The organism is Kribbella albertanoniae, assembly GCF_004348455.1.
GTDB classification, from domain to species: domain Bacteria; phylum Actinomycetota; class Actinomycetes; order Propionibacteriales; family Kribbellaceae; genus Kribbella; species Kribbella albertanoniae.
This window is the reverse complement of record NZ_SMKA01000039.1, coordinates 1-19,679: the sequence shown is the minus strand read 5'-3', so window position 1 is coordinate 19,679 and position 19,679 is coordinate 1. Positions and strand designations below refer to the sequence as shown.

General features: G+C 67.6%; 20 protein-coding genes. 11 read left to right on the top strand and 9 right to left on the bottom strand.

Going from position 1 to position 19,679, the window contains the following annotated elements; all coding sequences use genetic code 11:
* Positions 1-23: 23 nt before the first annotated feature.
* From E1261_RS12165 to E1261_RS12155, 3 genes are read right to left on the bottom strand one after another with little or no spacing between them, the layout of a single operon-like run.
* Entirely contained in the window at positions 24-464 is a 441-nt protein-coding gene (locus E1261_RS12165; protein WP_132405912.1) for an SRPBCC family protein, read from the bottom strand.
* Between the two features lie 2 nt (positions 465-466).
* Positions 467-802: an ArsR/SmtB family transcription factor gene (locus E1261_RS12160; RefSeq protein WP_132405910.1), complete on the bottom strand. Its 336-nt coding sequence runs from the start codon at positions 800-802 to the stop codon at positions 467-469.
* Positions 802-1,233: an SRPBCC domain-containing protein gene (locus E1261_RS12155; protein ID WP_132405908.1), complete on the bottom strand. Its 432-nt coding sequence runs from the start codon at positions 1,231-1,233 to the stop codon at positions 802-804. The genes E1261_RS12160 and E1261_RS12155 overlap by 1 nt, the downstream gene beginning before the upstream one ends.
* 146 nt (positions 1,234-1,379) lie before the next feature.
* On the opposite strand from E1261_RS12155, the gene E1261_RS12150 reads away from it, so the two are divergent.
* Both E1261_RS12150 and E1261_RS45225 read left to right on the top strand, forming a co-directional pair.
* Positions 1,380-3,260, top strand: a complete 1,881-nt coding sequence (locus tag E1261_RS12150) for an ABC transporter ATP-binding protein (RefSeq protein ID WP_132405953.1) — start codon at positions 1,380-1,382, stop codon at positions 3,258-3,260.
* Between the two features lie 25 nt (positions 3,261-3,285).
* The gene (locus E1261_RS45225; protein ID WP_165952465.1) at positions 3,286-3,462 is read left to right on the top strand and encodes a hypothetical protein; all 177 of its coding nucleotides are present in this window, start codon (positions 3,286-3,288) and stop codon (positions 3,460-3,462) included.
* Here E1261_RS45225 and E1261_RS12145 read toward each other — a convergent pair.
* The 3 genes from E1261_RS12145 to E1261_RS12135 all read right to left on the bottom strand — a co-directional run bounded on the left by E1261_RS12145 (position 3,459) and on the right by E1261_RS12135 (position 5,930).
* A complete protein-coding gene (locus E1261_RS12145) occupies positions 3,459-3,962 on the bottom strand; it encodes a hypothetical protein (RefSeq protein WP_132405951.1) in 504 nt (167 codons plus the stop codon). The two genes, E1261_RS45225 and E1261_RS12145, sit on opposite strands and share 4 nt — an antisense overlap.
* A gap of 130 nt (positions 3,963-4,092) precedes the next feature.
* Positions 4,093-4,854 carry a polyprenyl diphosphate synthase gene (gene uppS / locus E1261_RS12140; RefSeq protein WP_132405906.1) on the bottom strand — a complete coding sequence of 254 codons (762 nt, stop codon included), beginning with the start codon at positions 4,852-4,854 and terminating at the stop codon, positions 4,093-4,095.
* Complete coding sequence (locus tag E1261_RS12135) at positions 4,854-5,930, bottom strand: ATP-dependent DNA ligase (protein WP_132405904.1); 1,077 nt, start codon at positions 5,928-5,930, stop codon at positions 4,854-4,856. The genes uppS and E1261_RS12135 overlap by 1 nt, the downstream gene beginning before the upstream one ends.
* 69 nt (positions 5,931-5,999) lie before the next feature.
* On the opposite strand from E1261_RS12135, the gene E1261_RS12130 reads away from it, so the two are divergent.
* Genes E1261_RS12130 through E1261_RS12120 form a run of 3 tightly spaced genes read left to right on the top strand, consistent with a single transcriptional unit; the run spans position 6,000 to position 7,263 of the window.
* Positions 6,000-6,587, top strand: coding sequence for a DUF1707 and FHA domain-containing protein (locus tag E1261_RS12130; protein WP_132405902.1), 588 nt, complete (start codon positions 6,000-6,002; stop codon positions 6,585-6,587).
* 38 nt (positions 6,588-6,625) lie between these two features.
* A complete protein-coding gene (locus E1261_RS12125; RefSeq protein ID WP_132405900.1) occupies positions 6,626-6,931 on the top strand; it encodes a hypothetical protein in 306 nt (101 codons plus the stop codon).
* Positions 6,928-7,263: a YnfA family protein gene (locus E1261_RS12120; protein WP_132405898.1), complete on the top strand. Its 336-nt coding sequence runs from the start codon at positions 6,928-6,930 to the stop codon at positions 7,261-7,263. Before E1261_RS12125 ends, E1261_RS12120 begins: the two co-directional genes overlap by 4 nt.
* On the opposite strand, the gene E1261_RS12115 is transcribed toward E1261_RS12120, so the two are convergent.
* A complete protein-coding gene (locus tag E1261_RS12115) occupies positions 7,260-8,237 on the bottom strand; it encodes a LysR family transcriptional regulator (protein WP_132405896.1) in 978 nt (325 codons plus the stop codon). The two genes, E1261_RS12120 and E1261_RS12115, sit on opposite strands and share 4 nt — an antisense overlap.
* 201 nt (positions 8,238-8,438) lie before the next feature.
* Here E1261_RS12115 and E1261_RS12110 point away from each other — a divergent pair, with 201 nt between their 5' ends.
* Positions 8,439-11,756, top strand: a complete 3,318-nt coding sequence (locus E1261_RS12110; RefSeq protein ID WP_132405894.1) for a M20/M25/M40 family metallo-hydrolase — start codon at positions 8,439-8,441, stop codon at positions 11,754-11,756.
* Positions 11,757-11,857: 101 nt separating this feature from the next.
* Here E1261_RS12110 and E1261_RS12105 read toward each other — a convergent pair whose 3' ends face one another.
* Together E1261_RS12105 and E1261_RS12100 are read right to left on the bottom strand one after the other, a co-directional pair.
* Positions 11,858-12,832 carry a zinc-binding dehydrogenase gene (locus E1261_RS12105; RefSeq protein WP_132405892.1) on the bottom strand — a complete coding sequence of 325 codons (975 nt, stop codon included), beginning with the start codon at positions 12,830-12,832 and terminating at the stop codon, positions 11,858-11,860.
* Positions 12,833-12,856: 24 nt separating this feature from the next.
* Complete coding sequence (locus tag E1261_RS12100; RefSeq protein WP_132405890.1) at positions 12,857-13,783, bottom strand: aldo/keto reductase; 927 nt, start codon at positions 13,781-13,783, stop codon at positions 12,857-12,859.
* Positions 13,784-13,819: 36 nt separating this feature from the next.
* On the opposite strand from E1261_RS12100, the gene zapE reads away from it, so the two are divergent.
* The 5 genes from zapE to E1261_RS12075 all read left to right on the top strand — a co-directional run bounded on the left by zapE (position 13,820) and on the right by E1261_RS12075 (position 18,878).
* Complete coding sequence (zapE, locus tag E1261_RS12095) at positions 13,820-14,830, top strand: cell division protein ZapE (protein WP_132405888.1); 1,011 nt, start codon at positions 13,820-13,822, stop codon at positions 14,828-14,830.
* A 34-nt stretch (positions 14,831-14,864) separates the two neighbouring features.
* The gene (locus tag E1261_RS12090) at positions 14,865-15,488 is read left to right on the top strand and encodes a hypothetical protein (RefSeq protein ID WP_132405886.1); all 624 of its coding nucleotides are present in this window, start codon (positions 14,865-14,867) and stop codon (positions 15,486-15,488) included.
* Positions 15,489-15,502: 14 nt separating this feature from the next.
* A complete protein-coding gene (locus E1261_RS12085; RefSeq protein WP_132405884.1) occupies positions 15,503-16,372 on the top strand; it encodes a PPK2 family polyphosphate kinase in 870 nt (289 codons plus the stop codon).
* Between the two features lie 283 nt (positions 16,373-16,655).
* Positions 16,656-17,138: a hypothetical protein gene (locus E1261_RS12080; protein WP_132405882.1), complete on the top strand. Its 483-nt coding sequence runs from the start codon at positions 16,656-16,658 to the stop codon at positions 17,136-17,138.
* Between the two features lie 162 nt (positions 17,139-17,300).
* On the top strand, positions 17,301-18,878 hold the full coding sequence (locus E1261_RS12075) for an HNH endonuclease signature motif containing protein (RefSeq protein ID WP_132405880.1): 1,578 nt from the start codon (positions 17,301-17,303) through the stop codon (positions 18,876-18,878).
* The last annotated feature ends 801 nt before the right edge of the window (positions 18,879-19,679 follow it).

Genomic DNA, 19,679 nt, shown 5'->3' with positions numbered 1-19,679 from the left:
GCACCCCAACGGTAGCCAACCATTCAGTGCCAGTTGCTGACCCGTACGTCGTTCGGTGCGGGCTCGCCGGTGCCGGTCTCGACGAGGCGCTTCAGGCTCATCAGGAACGTCGCCCACTTCGTGCTGCAGTGGTTCATGAACGGCACCTGCTCCTTCCAGCCCTCGTGCCGGAACATCAGGATCGCGAACTCGTCCTCCTGGCTGAGGTCGAACCGGACGTGCGTACCGATCCACTCCTCGGGCCCGCCGACGACCTCCCAGAGCACGAGCTTGCCGGGCTCGCTCTCGATCACCTTCATGTCGAAGCCGCCTTCGGGGAAACGGAACTTCAGCACACCGCCGACCGCGCTGTCGCCGGTCGTGTCCTCGGTCCACCACGCGGCCAGGCCGTCGACGGTGCTGAGGGTCTTGTAGACGTCGTCGACCGAACCCACGGCCCCGACTCTGTGCAGGATGTCCACCATGATCATGTCCTCTTCCGTGTCTTCTGGATGACTTCTGCCATCCGCTTGATGCGTTGCAGGCGGCCGTCCCAGGCATCGCGGACGGTCGAGAGTTGCGCTACCGCGCGGGCCAGCTGGTCTTCGTCGACCGTGTAGACGCGTTCGCGTCCGGAGGTCGTGGCGTGCACGAGCCCGATCCGTTCCAGTACGGCGAGATGTTTCGCGACTGCCTGCCGGGTGACCGGCAACCGGTCGCTGAGCGACGTCGCCGTACCGCCGCCGGAGGCCAGCAGGAGGTCGAGCATCTCCCGCCGGGTCGGATCCCCGATGGCGGACCAGAGCTCGTTGTCGACGGCCATTACGCGCCGGCAACCCGCGCGGCGTACGGCGTCAGCCGGGGCAGGAAGTAGTCCCAGCCGGTGGTGTGCTCCTTGAACTCGTCGTCCGAGCGACCGGCCTCGTCGAACCCGGTCTCGGCGAACCGCAGCAGCGTGCCGTCGCCGTCCGGGATCAGGTCGAAGGTCGCCAGCAGCGAGTTCGCCGTACTGGCCGCCTCGTCCACCGGGTGCGCCCAGCGGAACGAGAACCGCCGGGGCGGGTCGGCCTCGACAACGGTCAGCGGTACGACGTTCTCCGCGCCGAACGAGATCGTGCCGACGGCTCCGGGGGAGGCCTTCACATCCGCCTCGTCCGGCCACCACTCGCGCAGGTGCTCCGGCGTACTGATCACTTCGTAGACGACCTCCGGGGAGGCGTCGATCCGGAGCTCACGTGTAATGCTTCGCGTCATCGGTTCCACCGTTTCTTTCGCAACCTTTTGTTGCACATGACTCTAGGGGAGCCGACGGCGATGTGCAACCTTTAGTTGCAGGTTGGAAGAACGACGCGACCTGAAGTGTTGTGCAGGTTCAACAGGGAGGAGTCCGGATGTCGGGCATGGGCGGCGGGATGCCGATGGGTGGTGCCGCCAGCTGGCGGCGGATGGACTCGTCGGTCAAGGACCAGAAGCTGGCCAAGGGGACGTTGCGGCGGATCGCCGCGTTCGCGAAGCCGTACAAACTGCAGATCACGCTGTTCCTGCTGCTGGTGATCGTGGCGGCGTTCCTGGTGATCGCCTCGCCACTGCTGTTCAAGAAGATCGTTGACGACGGCATCATCAAGGGGAACGGCGGACTCGTCACCGCGCTCGCCCTGGTGGTCGCCGGGCTCGCCGTGGTCGAGGCGGTGCTCGGGCTGATGCAGCGCTGGTTCTCGGCGCGGATCGGTGAAGGCCTCATCTTCGACCTGCGCACGAAGGTGTTCGCGCACGTCCAGCAGATGCCGGTCGCCTTCTTCACCCGGACCCAGACCGGCGCGCTGGTCTCGCGGCTGAACAACGACGTGATCGGCGCCCAGCAGGCCTTCACCTCCACACTTTCCGGCGTGGTCTCGAACGTGATCAGCCTGATCCTCGTCGTCGGCGCGATGCTCGTGCTGAGCTGGCAGCTGACCCTGGTCGCGATCCTGATGCTGCCCGTGTTCCTGATCCCGGCGCGTATCCTCGGCCGGCGGCTGGCCGCGATGACCCGCGAGCAGATGAACCTGAACGCCGGTATGTCGACCTCGATGACCGAGCGCTTCAGCGTCGGCGGCGCCCTGCTCGTGACGCTGTTCGGGCAGCCCGCGATCGAGAACCGCGAGTTCGGTGAGCGCGCCGGTCAGGTCCGCGACCTAGGTATCCGGATCGCGATGCTGGGCCGCGTGTTCTTCACCGCGCTGACCCTGGTTGCGGCGCTGGCAACAGCTCTCGTGTACGGCGTCGGTGGCAACCTGGCCGTCCGTCAGACCCTGACCGTCGGGACCCTGCTCGCCCTGGTCGCGCTGCTCGGCCGTTTGTACGGTCCGCTGACCGCATTGTCCAACGTCCGCGTCGATGTGATGACAGCGCTGGTCTCCTTCGAGCGTGTCTTTGAGGTGCTGGATCTGGAGCCGATGATCAAGAACGCGCCGGACGCTCAAGACCTCCCGCGCGATGCGGCGAGTGTTGAGTTCGACCACGTCACGTTCGCGTACCCGACCGCCGAGCAGGTCTCTCTGGCGAGCCTCGAGTCGGTCGCTGTGCTCGACAAGCGGGTGTCGGCTCAGGTGCTCGAGGACGTCAACTTCGTCGTCCAGCCCGGCCAGATGGTCGCACTCGTCGGCCCCTCAGGTGCCGGCAAGACCACGATCACGAACCTGGTCGCCCGCCTGTACGACGTCAGCGGGGGAGCCGTGCGGATCGGGGGAACCGACGTACGGGATGTGACGCTGCAGTCCCTGCACGACCGGATCGGGTATGTCACCCAGGACGCGCACATGTTCCACGACACGATCCGGGCGAACCTGATCTACGCCAAGCCGGATGCCACCGATGACGAGATGATCGAGGCACTGCGGTCGGCGCAGGTGTGGGAGCTCGTCGACTCGTTGCCGGACGGCCTGGACACGGTTGTCGGGGATCGCGGTCACCGGCTCTCCGGCGGTGAGCGGCAGCGGCTGGCGATTGCCCGGTTGTTGCTGAAGGCACCGCAGATCGTCGTACTGGACGAAGCCACGGCACACCTGGACTCCGAGTCCGAGGTGCACGTCCAGCAAGCGCTCGACACCGCGCTCGAAGGCCGGACGTCGTTGGTGATCGCGCACCGGCTGTCGACGGTCCGCAATGCCGACCTCATCCTGGTCGTTGACCACGGCAACATCGTCGAACGCGGCACGCACGAACAGCTGCTGGCGCGCAACGGCGAGTACGCCGATCTGTATCACACCCAGTTCGCAGAGACCGCGCTACCGTTGATCTGACACGTCAGGAACGGGAGGCAACTGCGTGATCAAGCTGGCGTTGGTCCTGGTGGCGGGGTACGCGGGCTACAAAGTTGCCTACCATTCCGAAGACGGCGAGCACTACGGCAAGGTCGGCGACCGCGTGTTGCGCACGTCGCTGTCCTTGCTGATCGGCGCACTCGCCGCCGGCATCACCTACGCAGCACTCCTAAGACACTAGGAAGCATTCTCCTTCTGCGAGGAATGCTCGAGCAGATGCAGGACCGGGACCTTGAGGTGCCGGCGGGCCGAGTTCGTCCAGTCGAGGTGGAAGAACTCCGCAACGACATGCGGCCGGGTCAGAATCACGACCTCCTGGCCGTGCGTCGCCTCGACGGTCGCGATCAGCGCATCGATCGGCCGCTCATGAGAGATCCCGCCCTCAGCGACCTTCCCGAGGTCACGCAGCCGCTGCACACTCCGGCCGCTGCATCCTTTGGCCTCGCTGTCGATCGCCTTCTGCGCCTCAGCCAGATCCTGCCGCTGAGTGGCCAACCCCGGCCCGTACAGATCCGCGGTCCCCAGTGCGCTGATCGAGGCCTCCACTCCGGCCTCCGCGTTGTGGCACGGCACGAGCACGTGGTACCTCACCTGCTCCGGCATGTCCTCGTGCAACTCGACCACACGCTTGGCGTCCGGCTCCGAGAGTTCCTGTTCCACGAGCAGTACGACGTCGTACATCGCGCACCTCCGGGTCACTACCTGTCGGTATGCATCCATAGTGCCCCCACTCGGCACCCACATGCCCACCTGGATCGTTTCAGTTTCCGATCTTGCCGGTTCGGCTAGCTCGGGCCCTGGATGCGGGGTGTCAGGTGGGGGTGGTTTTGCGGCGGCCGTAGGTTCGGAGGGCTCGGAGGAGGTCTATCTCGCGGAAGGCGGGCCAGTAGAGGTCGCAGAACTCGATGTCGGAGCGGGTGGCTTGCCAGAGGAGGAAGTCGGACATGCGGAGTTCGCCGCTGGTGCGGATCACCAGGTCCGGGTCGGGGAGGCCGGGGACGTAGAGGTGGCGGCTGATGTCGTCCTCGGTCAGGTCGGCGGCGACGTCGGCGAGCGAACGGTCGGAGGAGGCTGCCTCTTCCAGTACGCCGCGGACCGCATCGACCACCTCGAGTCGGCCGCTGTAGCCGATGGCAATCGTCAGATCGCCGGCGTCGTCACGGTCGCGGGTGGCGTCGACGGCTTCCTTCAGGGCGCGGGCGGTCGAATCGGGGAGCAGGTCCAGCTGCCCCGCGACGTGCAGTCGCCAGCGGGGATCCCGCCGTACATGGTCGGCGATGACGGTCTCGGTGAGCTGCATCAGGTAGTCGACCTCGGCCGAGTCGCGGCGGCTGAAGTTGTCGGCCGACGCGACCCAGGCGGTCACACATCGAACGCCCGCACCCGCGCACCAGGTGAGGAACTGTTCGAGGTGCTGGGCTCCGAAGCGGTGGCCGAGGCGGACGTCGTCGTGGCCGGCTTGGCGGGCCCAGCGGCGGTTGCCGTCCATCACGATCGCGACGTGCTGCGGCTGGGGGAGGCCGATCAGTTGGCGGCGCAACCGCCGGGTGTACAGACCGTAGAGAGGGTTCATCAGCTGGTCGCACTCGTCAGTACGTCGGCCAGGTCGAACTTGACCGGCTCTTCGAGCTGCTCGTACGTGCACGACTCGGGGGTGCGATCCGGACGCCAGCGCACGAACTGTGCGGTGTGGCGGAAGCGGACGCCTTCCATGTGGTCGTAGCGGACCTCGACCACGCGCTCGGGGCGCAGCGGCGTGAACGAGAGGTCCTTGCCGGCCTGCCAGCGGCTGCCCTCGGCGTTGCGTGGTGTTCGGGTGCCTTCCTCCTGCTTGGCCCAGGCCCAGGGGTGGTCGTCGAAGGTGGTGACGAGCTCCTGCATCTCGACGAACAGTTCCTTGCGGCGTTCGAGCGGGAAGGCACCGATCACGCCGACGCTCGCGAGGGTCCCGTCGGAGTTGTAGAGACCGAGCAGCAGCGAACCGATCCGGTCGGGACCACTCTTGTGCAGGCGGTATCCCGCGACCACGCAGTCCGCCGTACGCTCCGGCTTGACCTTGAACATGGTCCGCTTGTCCGGCACGTAGAGCCCGTCGAGCGGCTTCGCGATCAGCCCGTCCAGCCCCGCGCCCTCGAAGTGCTCGAACCACTGCCCGGCCGTGTCGTAGTCGGTGGTGGCGGGCGTGATGTGGATCGGCGCCTTCGCGTCGGCGAGCGCTGCCAGCAATGCGGTACGGCGTTCGCTGAACGGCCGCTCGGTGAAGTCGTCGTCACCAAGCGCCAGCAGGTCGAAGGCGACGAACCGGGCCGGGGTCTTCTCGGACAGCATGTTCACCCGGCTCGCCGCGGGGTGGATGCGCTGCTGCAGCACCTCGAAGTCGAGCCGGTCGCCGGACTCGCCGATCACCACGATCTCGCCGTCGATCGCGCAGCGCTCCGGCAGGTTCGCCTTGATCGCCTCGACCAGCTCCGGGAAGTACCGCGTCATCGGCTTCTCGTTGCGGCTGCCGATCTCCACCTCGTCCCCGTCGCGGAAGATGATCGACCGGAACCCGTCCCACTTCGGTTCGTAGCTCAGCTCCCCGCGCGGGATCCCCTTCACAGGCTTCGCGAGCATCGGCTTCACCGGCGGCATCACAGGCAGGTCCATCCCGCCATTCTGACCCACCCGGGAGGTCCGCCGGTGGACAGTGAGCCGGTCGGCGTTGACAATTTCGGTATGGGTCCGCTCTCGCTGGTGAACGCGCGTCCGTCCGACGCGGAGCGTGATCGTGCGCTGGCCGTGCTGCGGGAGGGGGCCGGGTCGGGGCGGCTGTCCCATGACACGTTCATCCGGCGGATGAACTTCGTGCTGCGCGCGCAGAGCCGTGGTGAGCTCGACTCGGTGCTGACCGACCTGCCCCGGCCCGAACCTCGCCTTGCCGGCTGGATGCGCACCACGCGCAGCCGGATCAAGCGGGTCGACGTCTGGCGCCGGCTCGAGGACTTTCTCGGGATCCCGCTCGCCCGGCGCGAGCTTCCCGCCGTACCGGTGCCGAATCTCGCGCTGCCGGCGGCCGGCTCGCCGACCGTCCGGATCGGCCGCGGCGATGGCGCGACGCTTCGGTTGGGCGACATCTCGGTCTCTCGTCACCACGCCGAGCTCCGCCATGTTGGCGACGGCTGGATGGTCCGGGACCTCGGCTCGATGAACGGCACCGAACACAACGGCCGCCGGATCACCACGCCCGTCCGCGTCCGCCCGGGCGACCAGCTCCGCTTCGGCGCCATCGTCTTCACCCTCACGTGGACAGACGAGCCCGAATAGTTGACATCCGTACCCAGGTCCGGGGTTACCGTCGATCCATGACCTGGGTTCCGGACGCTTGCACACTTCCGACCGCCGAGCAGCCGCTGCGGGTTGCCGAGTTCGATCAGCTGTTCGCCGATCACCTCGTCGCGGCCGATCGCATCGATGCACAGATCCTCGACCTTGTGCTCGGCGCCGAGTCCCACGACTCCGTGGTTGATCTGATTGCCCGAGAGAGCGGTTGCTGCTCGTTCTTCACCTTCACCCTTACTGAGTCGACCGGCCGGATCAACCTGCGCATCGAGGTCCCTCCGACCCAGACCGCCGTACTGGATGGGCTTGCCGATCGGCTGCCGCGGTGAGCGTGCTGCGGTCGATCGTGCTGTTCGTGCTGGCGGCGGTGGCTGAGATCGGTGGGGCCTGGCTGATCTGGCAGGGGTGGCGCGAGCAGCGGGGGTTGTGGTGGATCGCCGGGGGAGTCGTTGCCCTGGGCGCCTATGGGTTCGTGGCGACGTTCCAGCCCGATCCGAACTTCGGACGGATCCTTGCGGCGTACGGCGGAGTGTTCGTGGCGGGGTCGCTGGCCTGGGGGATGGTGGTCGACAGGTTCCGGCCGGATCGGTGGGATCTGATCGGCGCGGCGATCTGTCTCGTCGGCGTGGTGGTGATCATGTACGCGCCGCGGAGTACCTAGTCCGGATCGATAACCGTCGGATGCGCCTCGGGGTGGGCGCTCCACCAATCGCGGGCGGAGCTGTTCTCGGCGATGGTCTCGCGGTAGGTGTCGATGAACGCCTGATGGACCGTGTTCACGGTTTCCTGGCTGACGTTGTCGACGCGCCAGCGCAGGGTACGGCGCCAGGAGAGGGGCTGGCCGGCCAGCGGCTTCACGACCGTGCGGGGGAGTTCCCGGACGGTCGGCGCGGCCAGACAGATCCCGCGCCCGGCCCCGATCAGCTGCTCGATCTCGGTCGTGTCGAGATTCCCGTACCGGAACTGTGGGGTGAATCCCGCGTCCTCGCAGGCCTCGCGGAGATAGGCGAGCTCCCCGTCCTCCTTGCCGGCCGGCGGGCAGATCCAGACGTCGTCGGCCAGATCGGCGAGCTTCACCTCGTCGGCACCGGCCAGGTGATGATCGGCCGGGAGTGCGATCGCGAACGGTTCCGGGAAGACCATCGTCTGCTCGCGGATCCCGGGCGGGCACTGCGGCGCGTAGGCGTCCTCGGCGCGTCCGATCATCGCGATGTCGAGTACGTCGGCGGCCAGCAGATCGGTGAGAACGGCGCTCGAGGAATCCACCTGAGTCGCGATCTCACGGTCAGAGAGCGCTCTCTCCAGCCGCGACAGCCAGGCCCCGAACATGACCGTGCGCGATGATCCGAGCCGGAGCGTGCCGGATCCGGAGGTATAACGCCGGCTGGAGCCGACCAGCTCGTCCATGTCCGCGAGCATCGCCCGCGACCTGCTCAGCACGTGCTTGCCCAGCGGAGTCGGTACGACGCCCGTCGACGCGCGCTCGAACAGCGATCCGCCGACCGCCTCCTCGATGCGGTGCAGCTGAGCGGTCAACGATGGTTGGGATACGCCCAGTGCTGCGGCGGCCTTGGAGACGCTGCCGGTGTCCGCAAGGCGGCAGACCACGCGGAGATGGCGAAGTTCGAGCTCCATAGCGGCGAGGTTATGCCCTGCTGGGATATCACAGCCATCACGTAGAGGTGTCAATGTCATCGGACAGAGGACATCGGACGTTCACCTGCCCGCCCTGCCCGGCGGCCGACGCCCTCTTCATTCCGCCACCGGCCGGCCCGGACTGCAGCCCCAGCGGCCGGTGGCGGGGTCCCCGCCCCCATCCAGTGAGGACGTGTCCCAGTGAAACGCACTGCCCTGCGTACAGCGACGGTCGGAGGCGTGCTCAGTCTCGCGCTTCTGGCCACCGCTGTGATCACCACCAAGCTCCCGGCGGCCGATGCCGACGCGAGCGCCGCCGCATCGAGGCCCGATCCACGGGCCGCTGCGATCCGCACCGCTGACCGCCTGGTCGAAGGCCGGGCTGCTGAGCTGAAGGCCGGTTCTGGGGACCGGTTCATCCGCCAGCAGGACATCAGCACCCCGTGGGGTCTGCAGTACGTCGCCTACCAGCGCACGTACCAGGACCTGGCCGTGATCGGCGGCGACTTCGTCATCACCACCGACGCCGCCGGAAACGCCAAGGGCATCACCGTTGCCCAGCAGCAGCCGATCGCCCTCGACCGCACACCCACGGTCACCAAGACAGCCGCCCGGAAGACCGCGCTGAAGTCGATCGACAAGGCCGAGCCGGTTCCTGGTGAACCGACGCTGGTCGTGTACGCCGGTGGCGCCAAGCCGGTGCTCGCCTGGGAGGCCCGCGTCCAAGGCCGCGACGAAGGCGAGGCGACCCGCCAGAAGGTGTACGTCGACGCGCGCAGCGGCAAGGTCGTCCACGCGATCGAGGAGAGCGCGGCCGGCACCGGTACCGGCATCTGGAACGGGCCGAACCTGACCATCGGTACGACGCAGTCCGGATCGACGTACACGATGGTCGACCCGGCCCGTCCCTCGCTGCGGTGTGGCAACCAGTCGACCGGCACGACCTTCTCCGGCCCGGACGACACCTGGGGCAGCACGTCGAAGACCGACCGCGAGGCCGGTTGTGTCGATGTCATGAACACCGCCGCCGGCGAGTGGGACATGCTGAAGAGCTGGTACGGGCGCAACGGCCTGGACAACCAGGGCAAGTGGGCCGACGCACTCGTCGGGCTCGGCGACATCAACGCCTACTGGGGTTCGCAGTACAACCCCGACGGTGTCGTCTTCGGCTACAACAACGCGAACAACTGGATCACCGGTATCGATGTCGTCGCCCATGAGTACGGCCACGGCCTGGACGCGAACACCCCCGGCGGGATCTCCGGGCACCCGTCGCAGGAATCGGTCGCGGACATCTGGGGAGCGCTCACCGAGGCGTACCTGAACAACCCGAACGACGCTCCCGACTACGAGGTCGGCGAGAAGATCAACCTGCAGGGCAACGGCCCGATCCGGTACATGTACCAGCCGTCGAAGGTCTCCGGGCACCCGGACTGCAACTCCAGCAGCCTGCCGAGCTCGGTGCACGCCGCGGCCGGACCGATGAACCACTGGTTCTACTTGCTTGCCGAGGGCACCAATCCCGGCAACGGCAAGCCGACCAGTCCGACGTGTAACAACACGACGCTGACCGGGATCGGGATCAAGGACGCCGGCAAGATCTTCTACAACGCGATGCTGTCGAAGACGTCGGGGATGTCCTACGGCAAGTGGCGCTCGGTCACCCTGAATGCCGCGAAGAACCTGGACAGCAGCTGCGCCTGGCACGGCAAGGTCAAGGCTGCCTGGGACGCCGTCTCGGTCCCGGCCCAGTCCGGCGAGGCCTCCTGCGCCCCGACCGGCAACGACTTCACCCTGTCCGTCTCGCCCGCGAGCGGCTCGGCGAAGCCCGGAGAGAGCGTTTCCGCCACCGTGAACACTGTGATCGGCAGCGGCTCCGCACAGACCGTCCGGCTGACCGCGAGTGGGCTGCCGTCCGGCGCGACCGCGTCGTTCGACCCGGCCTCGGTTCAGTCCGGCAACTCGTCGACGTTGAGGATCAGTACGACGTCGAGTACGCCGGAAGGTGCGTACGACGTCCGTATCACTGGTGATGGTGTGGACGTCGACCGGACCGCGACGTACCGGCTGACTGTCGGCGGATCCGCCCCGCCCGCCGACGTACCGAATATCGACGTCGAGAAGGTGAAGGCACACCTGCAGGCGCTGCAGACGGCGGCGGACAACAACGGCGGTCACCGGCGGGCCGGCAGTGCGGGCTACACCGCGTCGGTCAGCTACATCGAGGGCAAGCTGCGCGATGCCGGCTTCACGGTGGCCAAGCAGCGGTGCACGAACTGTCAGTACCCGTCGGACAACCTGATCGCCGACTACCCCGGTGGTGACGCGAACCAGGTCATCATGCTCGGTGCGCACCTGGACAGCGTGAGCGCCGGTCCGGGCAGCAACGACAACGCTTCAGGATCGGCAGCGATTCTTGAGGTGGCGCTGGCACTCGCGCAGCAGCAGCCGACGCTGGTCAAGCACGTCCGGTTCGCGTGGTGGACCGACGAGGAGCAGGGCCTGAACGGCTCGGAGTTCTATGTCGCTCAGCTGCCGACGGCGGATCGGTCGAAGATCAAGGCCTACCTGAACTTCGACATGGTCGCCTCGACGAACGCCGGCTACTTCGTCAACAACATCACCACGGACGCCGGCAAGGTGCTGAAGGCGTTCTACGACGGGCTGAACCTGGCTCCCGAGGAGAACACCGAAGGTGCGGGACGTTCGGACGACGCGTCCTTCAAGAATGCCGGCATCCCGACCAGCGGTGTCGCCTCCGGGGCCAGTGCCCGCAAGACGAGCGCGCAGGCACAGAAGTGGGGCGGCACCGCTGGCTCGGCGTACGACCCCTGCTACCACGCGGCCTGTGACAAGTACCCGACGAACATCGCGGCGACTGTGCTCGACCGCAGTGCCGACGCGGCGGCGTACGGGCTCTGGAAGCTCGCTATCGGTGAACCGCCGACGGGGAGCGACTTCAGCCTGAGCCTCGACCCGGCCAGCGGATCGGTTGCCCCGGGCAACTCGGTGCAGACGACCGTGAAGACGGCCACCACGAGTGGTGACCCGCAGTCGGTGCAACTCGCTGCCAGCGGGCTGCCGAGCGGGGTGACTGCGACGTTCTCGCCGACCAGCGTGACGTCGGGTTCGTCGTCGACGCTGACGATCGCCGCGTCGGCGTCGACGGCGGCCGGTACCTACGACCTCGTGGTCAAGGGGACCGGAGCGGTCAGCCACGAATCGACGTACCGGCTGACGGTGACCGGATCGCAGACCGGCACCGTGACCGTGCAGAACCCGGGTAACCAGTTCGGGTTCGTCGGCTGGTCGAGCTTCCCGCTCCAGATCCGCGCGACGTCGAGCGCCGGTCTGCCGATCACCTTCACCGCCACCGGTCTGCCGCCCGGCCTGACGATCAGCTCGTCCGGGTCGATCACCGGGATGCCGACCACTCGTGGCACCTACTCCGCAACAGTGACCGGAAAGGACTCCGGCGGCGCCACGGGTAAGGCGACCTTCAGCTACACCATCTATTAACAAGCGGGGCCGCGGAGGAACCCACCAGGTCTTCCGCGGCCCGTCCCACACACCGTGGCCTTCTCCTGATGAGGTGGGAGAAGGCCACGGTGTGGTGCGGATCAAGGCAGGAGAACGACCTTGCCCACGGTTCGCCGTTCTTCGAGCGCCCGATGAGCGGAGGGTGCTTCGGAGAGCGGGAACGTGGTCGAGAGCGCTCTCCAGCGGCCCTCGACGGTCTCGTCGAGGGCCGCGCTCTCGAATTCCCGGAGCCGGCTGCGGATGTCGCCGAGCGCAGCGGTCACCGAGACGCCGCGGGTGGACAGATCAGGGGAGTCCACCGGCAGCGGTTCACCACCGGACCACCCGAACGTCAGCACCCGCCCGCCGTCCGCGACCAGGTCCAGCGCTAGCAACCCACTCGGCCCCGCCACGCCGTCGAGCATCACGGTGACCGGGCGCTTGCCGCCGATCTCGTCCTGTAGAGCTGTGGCCCAGTTCGGGTCGTTGTAGTCCACGGCGTACTGAGCACCGAGGTCCCGCACCAGCTGAACCTTGGCCGGCCCACCCGCGAGCCCGATCACCGTGGCACCGACATTGCGCGCGGCCTGGATCAGGTAGGCGCCGATCCCACCAGCGGCCGAAGTCACCAGTACGACGTCGTCGGAGGTGAGCGCCGCCTGCGCCAGGATCCCGGCAGTGGTCCGGCCGGTCCCGATCGCAGCCACAGCCTGTACGCCGTCCACGTGATCAGGCAGCTCGTACAGCGACTCCACCTTCGCGACCGCCAGTTCGGCGTACCCACCCGGCACCATCCCGAGATGCACCACGACGCGCTTCCCAACCCACGAGCCGTCCACCTCCGGCCCGACCTCCCGCACGACCCCGGCAACCTCCCGCCCCGGGATCGTCGGCAGCTCAGGAGCCGTGAAGGGACTGTCCTCGAAATCCCCGGCCCGCAGGAACGTGTCGAGCAGGTGCACGCCGGCCGCCTCCACCTGAATCAACACCATCCCAGGACCAGGCACCGGATCCGGCGCCTCCTCGTAGCGCAGGTTCTCCGCCGGCCCGAACTCATGCAGCTGAATCGTCTTCATGAGGAGGAAGCTATGACCTCAACTTCACTTGAGGTCAAGCCAGTACTGCGGATCCGGCAGCAGCGCGTCGAGCCGATCGACGAGCTCCTGGGGGAGGTCGGCTTCCAGCGCGGTGATGAGGGCCTCGATGCGGGCGGGTTTGGTGATGCCGACGACGGTGCCGGTGATGTTCGGGTTGTCGACCGAGTGGCGGAGGGCTGCAGTGGACAGGTCGAGGCCGTGTTCGCGGCAGGCTTTGTCCATCGCGGTCACGGCTCGCAGTACGGCGGGTGGCGCGTCACGGTAGCCGTACTTGGTGGTGCTGTGGGGGTTGGCGAGAATGCCACCGCCGTAGATCGCGGCGTTCACGAGAGCGGTTTCCTCAGAGAGCGCTCTCTGGTGCAACGCGGCCGCGGAGTGGTCGACGAGGCTCCAGCGGTTGTGGACCAGGAGAACCTCGAAGCCGCCGAGGTCCAGGTAGCGGGCGAGCTCGGTGGTGTTGCCGCCGGCCAGGCCGACATGGCCGATCTCACCGTCGGCGCGGAGCTGCATGAGCGTGTCGACGGCGTCGCGCATGGAGTCGAAGTCGTGGAACTCGGGATCGTGCAGGTAGACCAGCGGCAGGTCGTCGAGGCCGAGGCGTTCCTTGCTCTCGGCAACGCTGGCGCGGACCCGGTCACCCGAGTAGTCGGAACCGCGGGCGTCGACCTTGGTGGCGACCAGGAACCCTTCCGGCAGGCCGCCGTACTGGCGGATCGCCTCGCCGATGCGGCGTTCACTCTCGCCGTCGCTGTAGCCGTTCGAGGTGTCGATCCAGGTGATCGGGCTGTCGAAGATGCGCAGGATGACGTCGATCGCCTGCGCCGCGGAGACGTCGTACCCGAAGACGGCGGGCATGCTGCCCAGCCCACTGCCCCCGGCGCAGACGGAGGAGACGGTCAGTCCGGTGGTGCCGAGCGGTCGTAGGTCCATGCGGCCAACCCTACGCAGGGCATTAGGGTTGGCGGCATGGTGATACGGCTGAGCGAGCGGTGGCCGGAGGTCAGCTCGGATCGGCTGCTCTCCGAATGCGTGCCGCCGCCACGATTCGCCGACGCCCGGTTCGCGACGTACCGGCCGAATCCGGAGGAGCCGTCCCAGGCCGAAGCCCTCGCCGTACTGGTCGAGCGTGCCGAGCACGTGGCCCAGCCTCGGCAGGCTCCGTCGCTGTGGTCGCGGCTGCGCGGTCGTACGCCGGAGGTCGGCAAGCCCGGGGTCTATCTCGACGGCGGGTTCGGGGTCGGCAAGACGCACCTGCTCGCGTCGCTGTGGCACGAGGCGGCCGGTCCGAAGATGTACTGCACGTTCGTCGAACTCACCAACCTCGTCGGCGCGCTCGGGCTGCGGGCGGCGGTCGAGGCGCTCTCGTCGTACCGGCTGATCTGCATCGACGAGTTCGAGCTCGACGATCCCGGCGACACGATGCTGATCACGAGGCTGCTCGGCCAGCTCGTCGCGGCCGGTGTCCGGCTCGCCGCGACCTCGAACACGCTGCCCGACAAGCTGGGGGAGGGCCGGTTCCAGGCGATCGACTTCCTCCGCGAGATCCAGGCGCTGGCCGCGAACTTCGACGTACGGCGGATCGACGGCCCCGACTACCGCCACCGCGGCCTCCCGGAAGCACCCGAACCGTGGACCGACGAGCGCGTCGAGCAGACCGCGGCCGAGCGCCCGGCGACCTCCTGCGATCACTTCGTCGACCTGCACCACCATCTGGCCGAGCTGCATCCGAGCAAGTACGGCGCTCTGCTCGACGGCGTGCAGGCGGTGGCGATCACCGACATCCGGCCGCTCGACGACGAGAACGTCGCCCTGCGGATGGTGGTGCTGGCCGACCGCATGTACGACCGGGACCTGCCGTTGCTGGCGAGCGGCGTACCGCTGGATCAGTTGTTCTCCGCGGCCATGCTCAAGGGCGGCTACCGGAAGAAGTACCTCAGGGCTTTGTCTCGATTGATCGCGTTGTCGCGCACGTCGTGAGCTGTTGAACCTCCGGCCGTGCTTCGCTGAGGCCATGCTCAAGGACCGCGGAATCATCGCATCCGCTCTGCTCGTGGTCGGCATCGCGCTGCTGGCCGGCGGCGGCTTCATCCGTTTCGACGACTTCGACGGGCACGGCTTCCTCGAGTGGAACCTGCCGCTCGGGTACGTCGCGGCGGTGGTCGGGATCGCGGCGGTGGTCGCCGCCTGGCCGTTGCCGAAGGCCCGCACCTTGCTCGGGATCGAACTCGCGGTGCTGAGCGTGCTCCTGATCGTGCTGGGGAACCTGAACAGCGGATTCCGGTTCGTCTGGGCTCACGACGAGTTCGAGTTGGGCGCCTTCGAGTTCATCCTTTTCCTGCTCGCGATCGTGCTGGTCGCCACGGCGCAGGCGGCGCGCACCGGAGCGGCCGGGTGGCTGCGGTTCGTCGCCCACCTCCTCGGTACGACGGTGCTGGTGTACGGGACTTTCCGGGTCGGGATCGAGTACTACGACCGGACCATGTGCGGCGGTGATGAATCCGGAGACTGCCTGGCCGTGCTGGGTGGCCTGTTCTGGGCGGCCGGCGCGGTCGTGGTCTGTGCGATCGCCATCGCCGTGATCGAGTTCGTGTTGTGGCGTCGCCGTCGTCCTTACCAGGGACCGCGGCACCGATAGGGCAAGATGGGCAGATGGCGAAGCAGAAGAAGGCTAAGGCGGAGACAGCCGGGGGGCTGCTCGAGCAGTTGCGCGTCCCTGAAGGCCCGGTAGATCTGACGACCTACGATCCGCGGGCGACGACGGGGTTCACCGGCGTCAAGGACGACGGCAAGTTGGCGCTGGAGGCGCTCGGCGCCGAGGTTTCCGACTGGCAGGAGCGGCTGTTCGCCGAGGGCCGCAAGGGCGCTGAGCGGAGTGTGCTGCTGGTGCTGCAGGGGATGGACACCTCCGGCAAGGGCGGTGTGATCCGCCACGGTGCCGGGCTGATGGACCCGCAGGGCCTGAAGATCACCTCGTTCAAGGCCCCGACGCCGGCCGAGAAGCGCCGCGGGTTCCTCTGGCGGATCCGGCAGGCCGTCCCGGGGCACGGGATGATCGGGATCTTCGACCGCTCGCACTACGAGGACGTGCTGATCGCGCGCGTCCGCAACCTGGTCGCACCGAACGTGTGGGACAAGCGCTACGACCAGATCAACGACTTCGAGGCCGAGCTCGCCGAGAGCGGTGTCACGCTGCTGAAGTGCTACCTGCACATCTCGCCGGAGGAGCAGAAGCTCCGGCTGGAGGAGCGCCTCGACAACCCGACCAAGCACTGGAAGTACAACCCGGGTGACGTCGACGAGCGCCAGCTCTGGCCGGACTACATGGACGCCTACCACGCGGCGATCGAGCGCTGCAACAGCGAGCAGTCGCCGTGGTTCGTCATCCCCAGCGACCGCAAGTGGTACCGCAACTGGGCCGTCACCACCCTCCTCCTGGAGACCCTGAAGGGCCTCGACCCACAATGGCCGGCCGCCGACTTCGACATCGCCAAAGAAAAGCAGCGCCTCGCCGCGACCTGACAGTCCAGGCTGCTGACCGATCGCTGTGGCCTCCCCGAAGGCCGGTCGGTTGGGCGACCTGGGCCGGCGTCACCCGAGGCTGTCGCAATCAACTCCCCAAACCGGTTCGGGGAGCCATGGTGCGTGAGGCTGGGGAGTGTTACCGGTCGTTTTCGGGGGGTAACGCTCCCCAATGCTGTCGGACAGCACTGGGCTTGAGGCCATCCCCGAACTGCCCAACCAACCAACCGGCTTTGGGGCCTCCCTGCCCCGCTGAGAGGGCAACCGATGTGACGAGGAGATCATGGTGAGTCAAGCCGACGATGCTGACGCTCGGCAGGCTGGGGAGACGCTTGCTGCCAACAAGCTCAGGCCGCAGGACTTCCGGCTGATGGGCTTTGCCGTCGCGGCAGCGCAACTCGTCGTCCTTGCGCCTACCTGGCTGACCGTCCGCGACGGGGGACACCTTGACGTGTACAGCGGGATCGGCTGGTTTACGAGTGAAGGGAGCGGCTCACCGATGGTCGCTCTGCGACTGTTCTTGCTGATCGCCTACATAGCGCTGGTGGTGATGGCGCTGGTCAGCTCGCGGACGACCGGCCTCGCACTCGTTCGTGCACCTGTGGGGCTGGTGGTCACGGGCCTCATGCTGATCTTCAAACCGGACTCATCAGAATCCGAGGTGCACTGGACCGGAGCGCCTGTCATCGCGCTTGCCCTGTGGGTGGTGGCCATCGTCGTGGCCGAGACCGGTTCGCCGGAAGCCGGCCGCGTGCGTTCAAACTAAGGCGTGTCTCGACTGAGGTGTGGGCAAGTTGAGTGTGCAACCAGCCCACAAACAGCCCACACATCTCTTGTATATAAGGGTTCTTGGCTCGAAAACTGTCGGTGGGGGTGGCTAGGCTTTGGGGTATGGAGATCTTGGCGATGCCCCCGGTGTACACCCAGAGTGTCAGCGAAACTGCTGACGCGTCTGGACACCATTCAGGCTGCCAAGGCCCTATTGAAGGCCGATGAGCTGCAGACCATGGGCCGGCTGGAAGAGATGGGCGCAGCTCAGGAGATGGGTGCCCGGGACACCGTCGAGCTGGTCTCGGAACGCTACCGGCTCGACCGCGCCGACGTCCGTAAAGATCTCGCGTTCACGGCGGCTCTGCGTAAGTACCCGGTGGTGGCGGCCGCGATGGCTGATCCCGCCGATCCGACGCGTTCCGCGGTCGTGCGCTCTGACCTGGCCGAGATCGTCGTGGGGACGCTGGAGAAGGCGCCGTCGAGTACGCCGGTTGAGACGTTGGCTGTGGCTGAGGAGCAGCTGGTCAAGATGGCTCGCATCTCGAACCCCCGTGAACTCGCCAAGTTCGGCCAGACGGTCCTGTCGAGGCTGGACACCGACGGCCCTGAACCGGCCGAGGACGAAGCCGCCAGCAAGGAGTTCCTGCGGCTGCGGCAGACCGCGGGTGGGGTGAAGTTCACCGGGTTCTTCGCCGGTGCCAGCGGCGAACAGCTCAAGACCCAGATCCACCAAGGGTCCAAGCCACACAAGACGATCGACGGGGAACGTGACCCGCGGACCCAGGACCAGCGGCAGGCCGACGCGTTGAAGGCGACCATGGACGCCGCCGCCGGCAACCCCGACCACCCCGGTGTTCCGCACATCACCGTCACCATCGACTTCAACGACCTCAAAGCCGCCCTCGCCGCAGCCCCAGCCGCGTTCGGCGGCAGCACGGCCAGCGGACCTGGCGCGGTGGGTGAACTGGTCTTCGGTGACAACCTGTCCGCTGGCGCCGTCCGGCTCCTCGCCTGTGACGCCGCGGTCCTCCCGATCGTCTTGGGCGGTGACTCCCAGCCCTTGGATGTCGGCACCGAACAACGCTTCGTGAACCGCTACATCCGCCGCGCGTTGAACAAGCGGGACAAGGGTTGCGTGGTGTGCCAGGCACCACCGTGGATGTGCCACGCCCACCATCTCGTGCATTGGGCCAGCGGCGGCCCCACCAGCCTGCAGAACCTCGCGCTGCTGTGCGCTGCTCACCACCGCGCGGTCCACGACGGTCAATGGGCGGTCTCGATCACCGCAGCCGGCGTCCACGTCACCCGCCCGTCCTGGGCCGACCCGCCACCGGTGCCCGACCGTGCCGCGCTCGCCGCGCTGATCGGCTGGGTCACGCCTGCCCCCAGCAGCGGTGCCAGTGCGAGCACGACCGGTGCCGGCGCTAGCGCCGGTGCCAGCGGCGGTGTCGACCTCGGTGACTCCAGCGCGGGCCGCGACGATGCGGACAGCGCCGCCGCTAACTGCTGGGGCGAAAGCACGGCCGATATCAGCAACAGCGCAGGTGCAAGCACACCCCGTGCCAGCAGCAACCCGACTCACGAGCACCCCGGTCGGCTCCCGGCCGCCCGCATCCTTCCCGATCCGGTACGGGCTGCCGAGCGCGAGGCCTTCCGGGCCCAGCTGCTCGCTCACGCACCCAGGGACTTCGATCCCTGGGGCACCAACACCACCCCAACTACCGGGCCGCCGTAATCTCCACCAGCCCCAGGTCCACCACCAATACCCACCACCCACGCCACCGCGGCAGCCGGCCCCAGGCCGGCCCGCGGTCCTACCCATGCCCAGCGATGTCGGCCGACGTCCACGACCGGCCGCCCAGCCAACGCCACCGCCCCTTGGATCGGCATGCCATGGCCCGCACAGTCACGAGCCGGACACCCCGACCTGCGCGGCAAGCCCTTCCGGACGATGCACATCGCCCCGACCTACGTGGACATGGCATGTCATCGGCTCGGAGCAGATCCAGCCATCACGGGACAGCAGATTCCGAGCGGCACCAGGCACCGGTGGATCAGCAGCAACCACAGCCCGCATCAGCCGGCCATCAACCACAGCCCGCGAACAGCAAGCAGTTGCCCGCAGCAACCGATCCCTCAGTCACTGCATCGCCCAGCCTGCCGTCCTCGTCGCCCGCAGCAGCGATCAACCACCGCGGACCTCGTCGGCCGAGTCCACCCGTCAGCTGTGCCCTGGGGTTGTAGCAACAGCGACAAGTCTCCCGCAAGCCGCATGATCCGGTGCAGCAACCACAGCGGCGGTGCAGCTACAAGCCGCATGAGCCTGCGGCAGCAACCACAGCCCGTCAACCCCAAGCGACCCGCAGGTCGGTTGCCTGCAGCAATCATGCCCCTCAGCCGTCGGAGTGCCGGCCAGGCTGTCTTTGGTCGGCCGATGCGGCGATCAACCACCGTGGACGCTTTCAGCCGAGGTCAATGCCGCGATCTCGGACCCCGGCACCGGACCCCCGCCACCGTCTAACCCGCACCCCCGCAC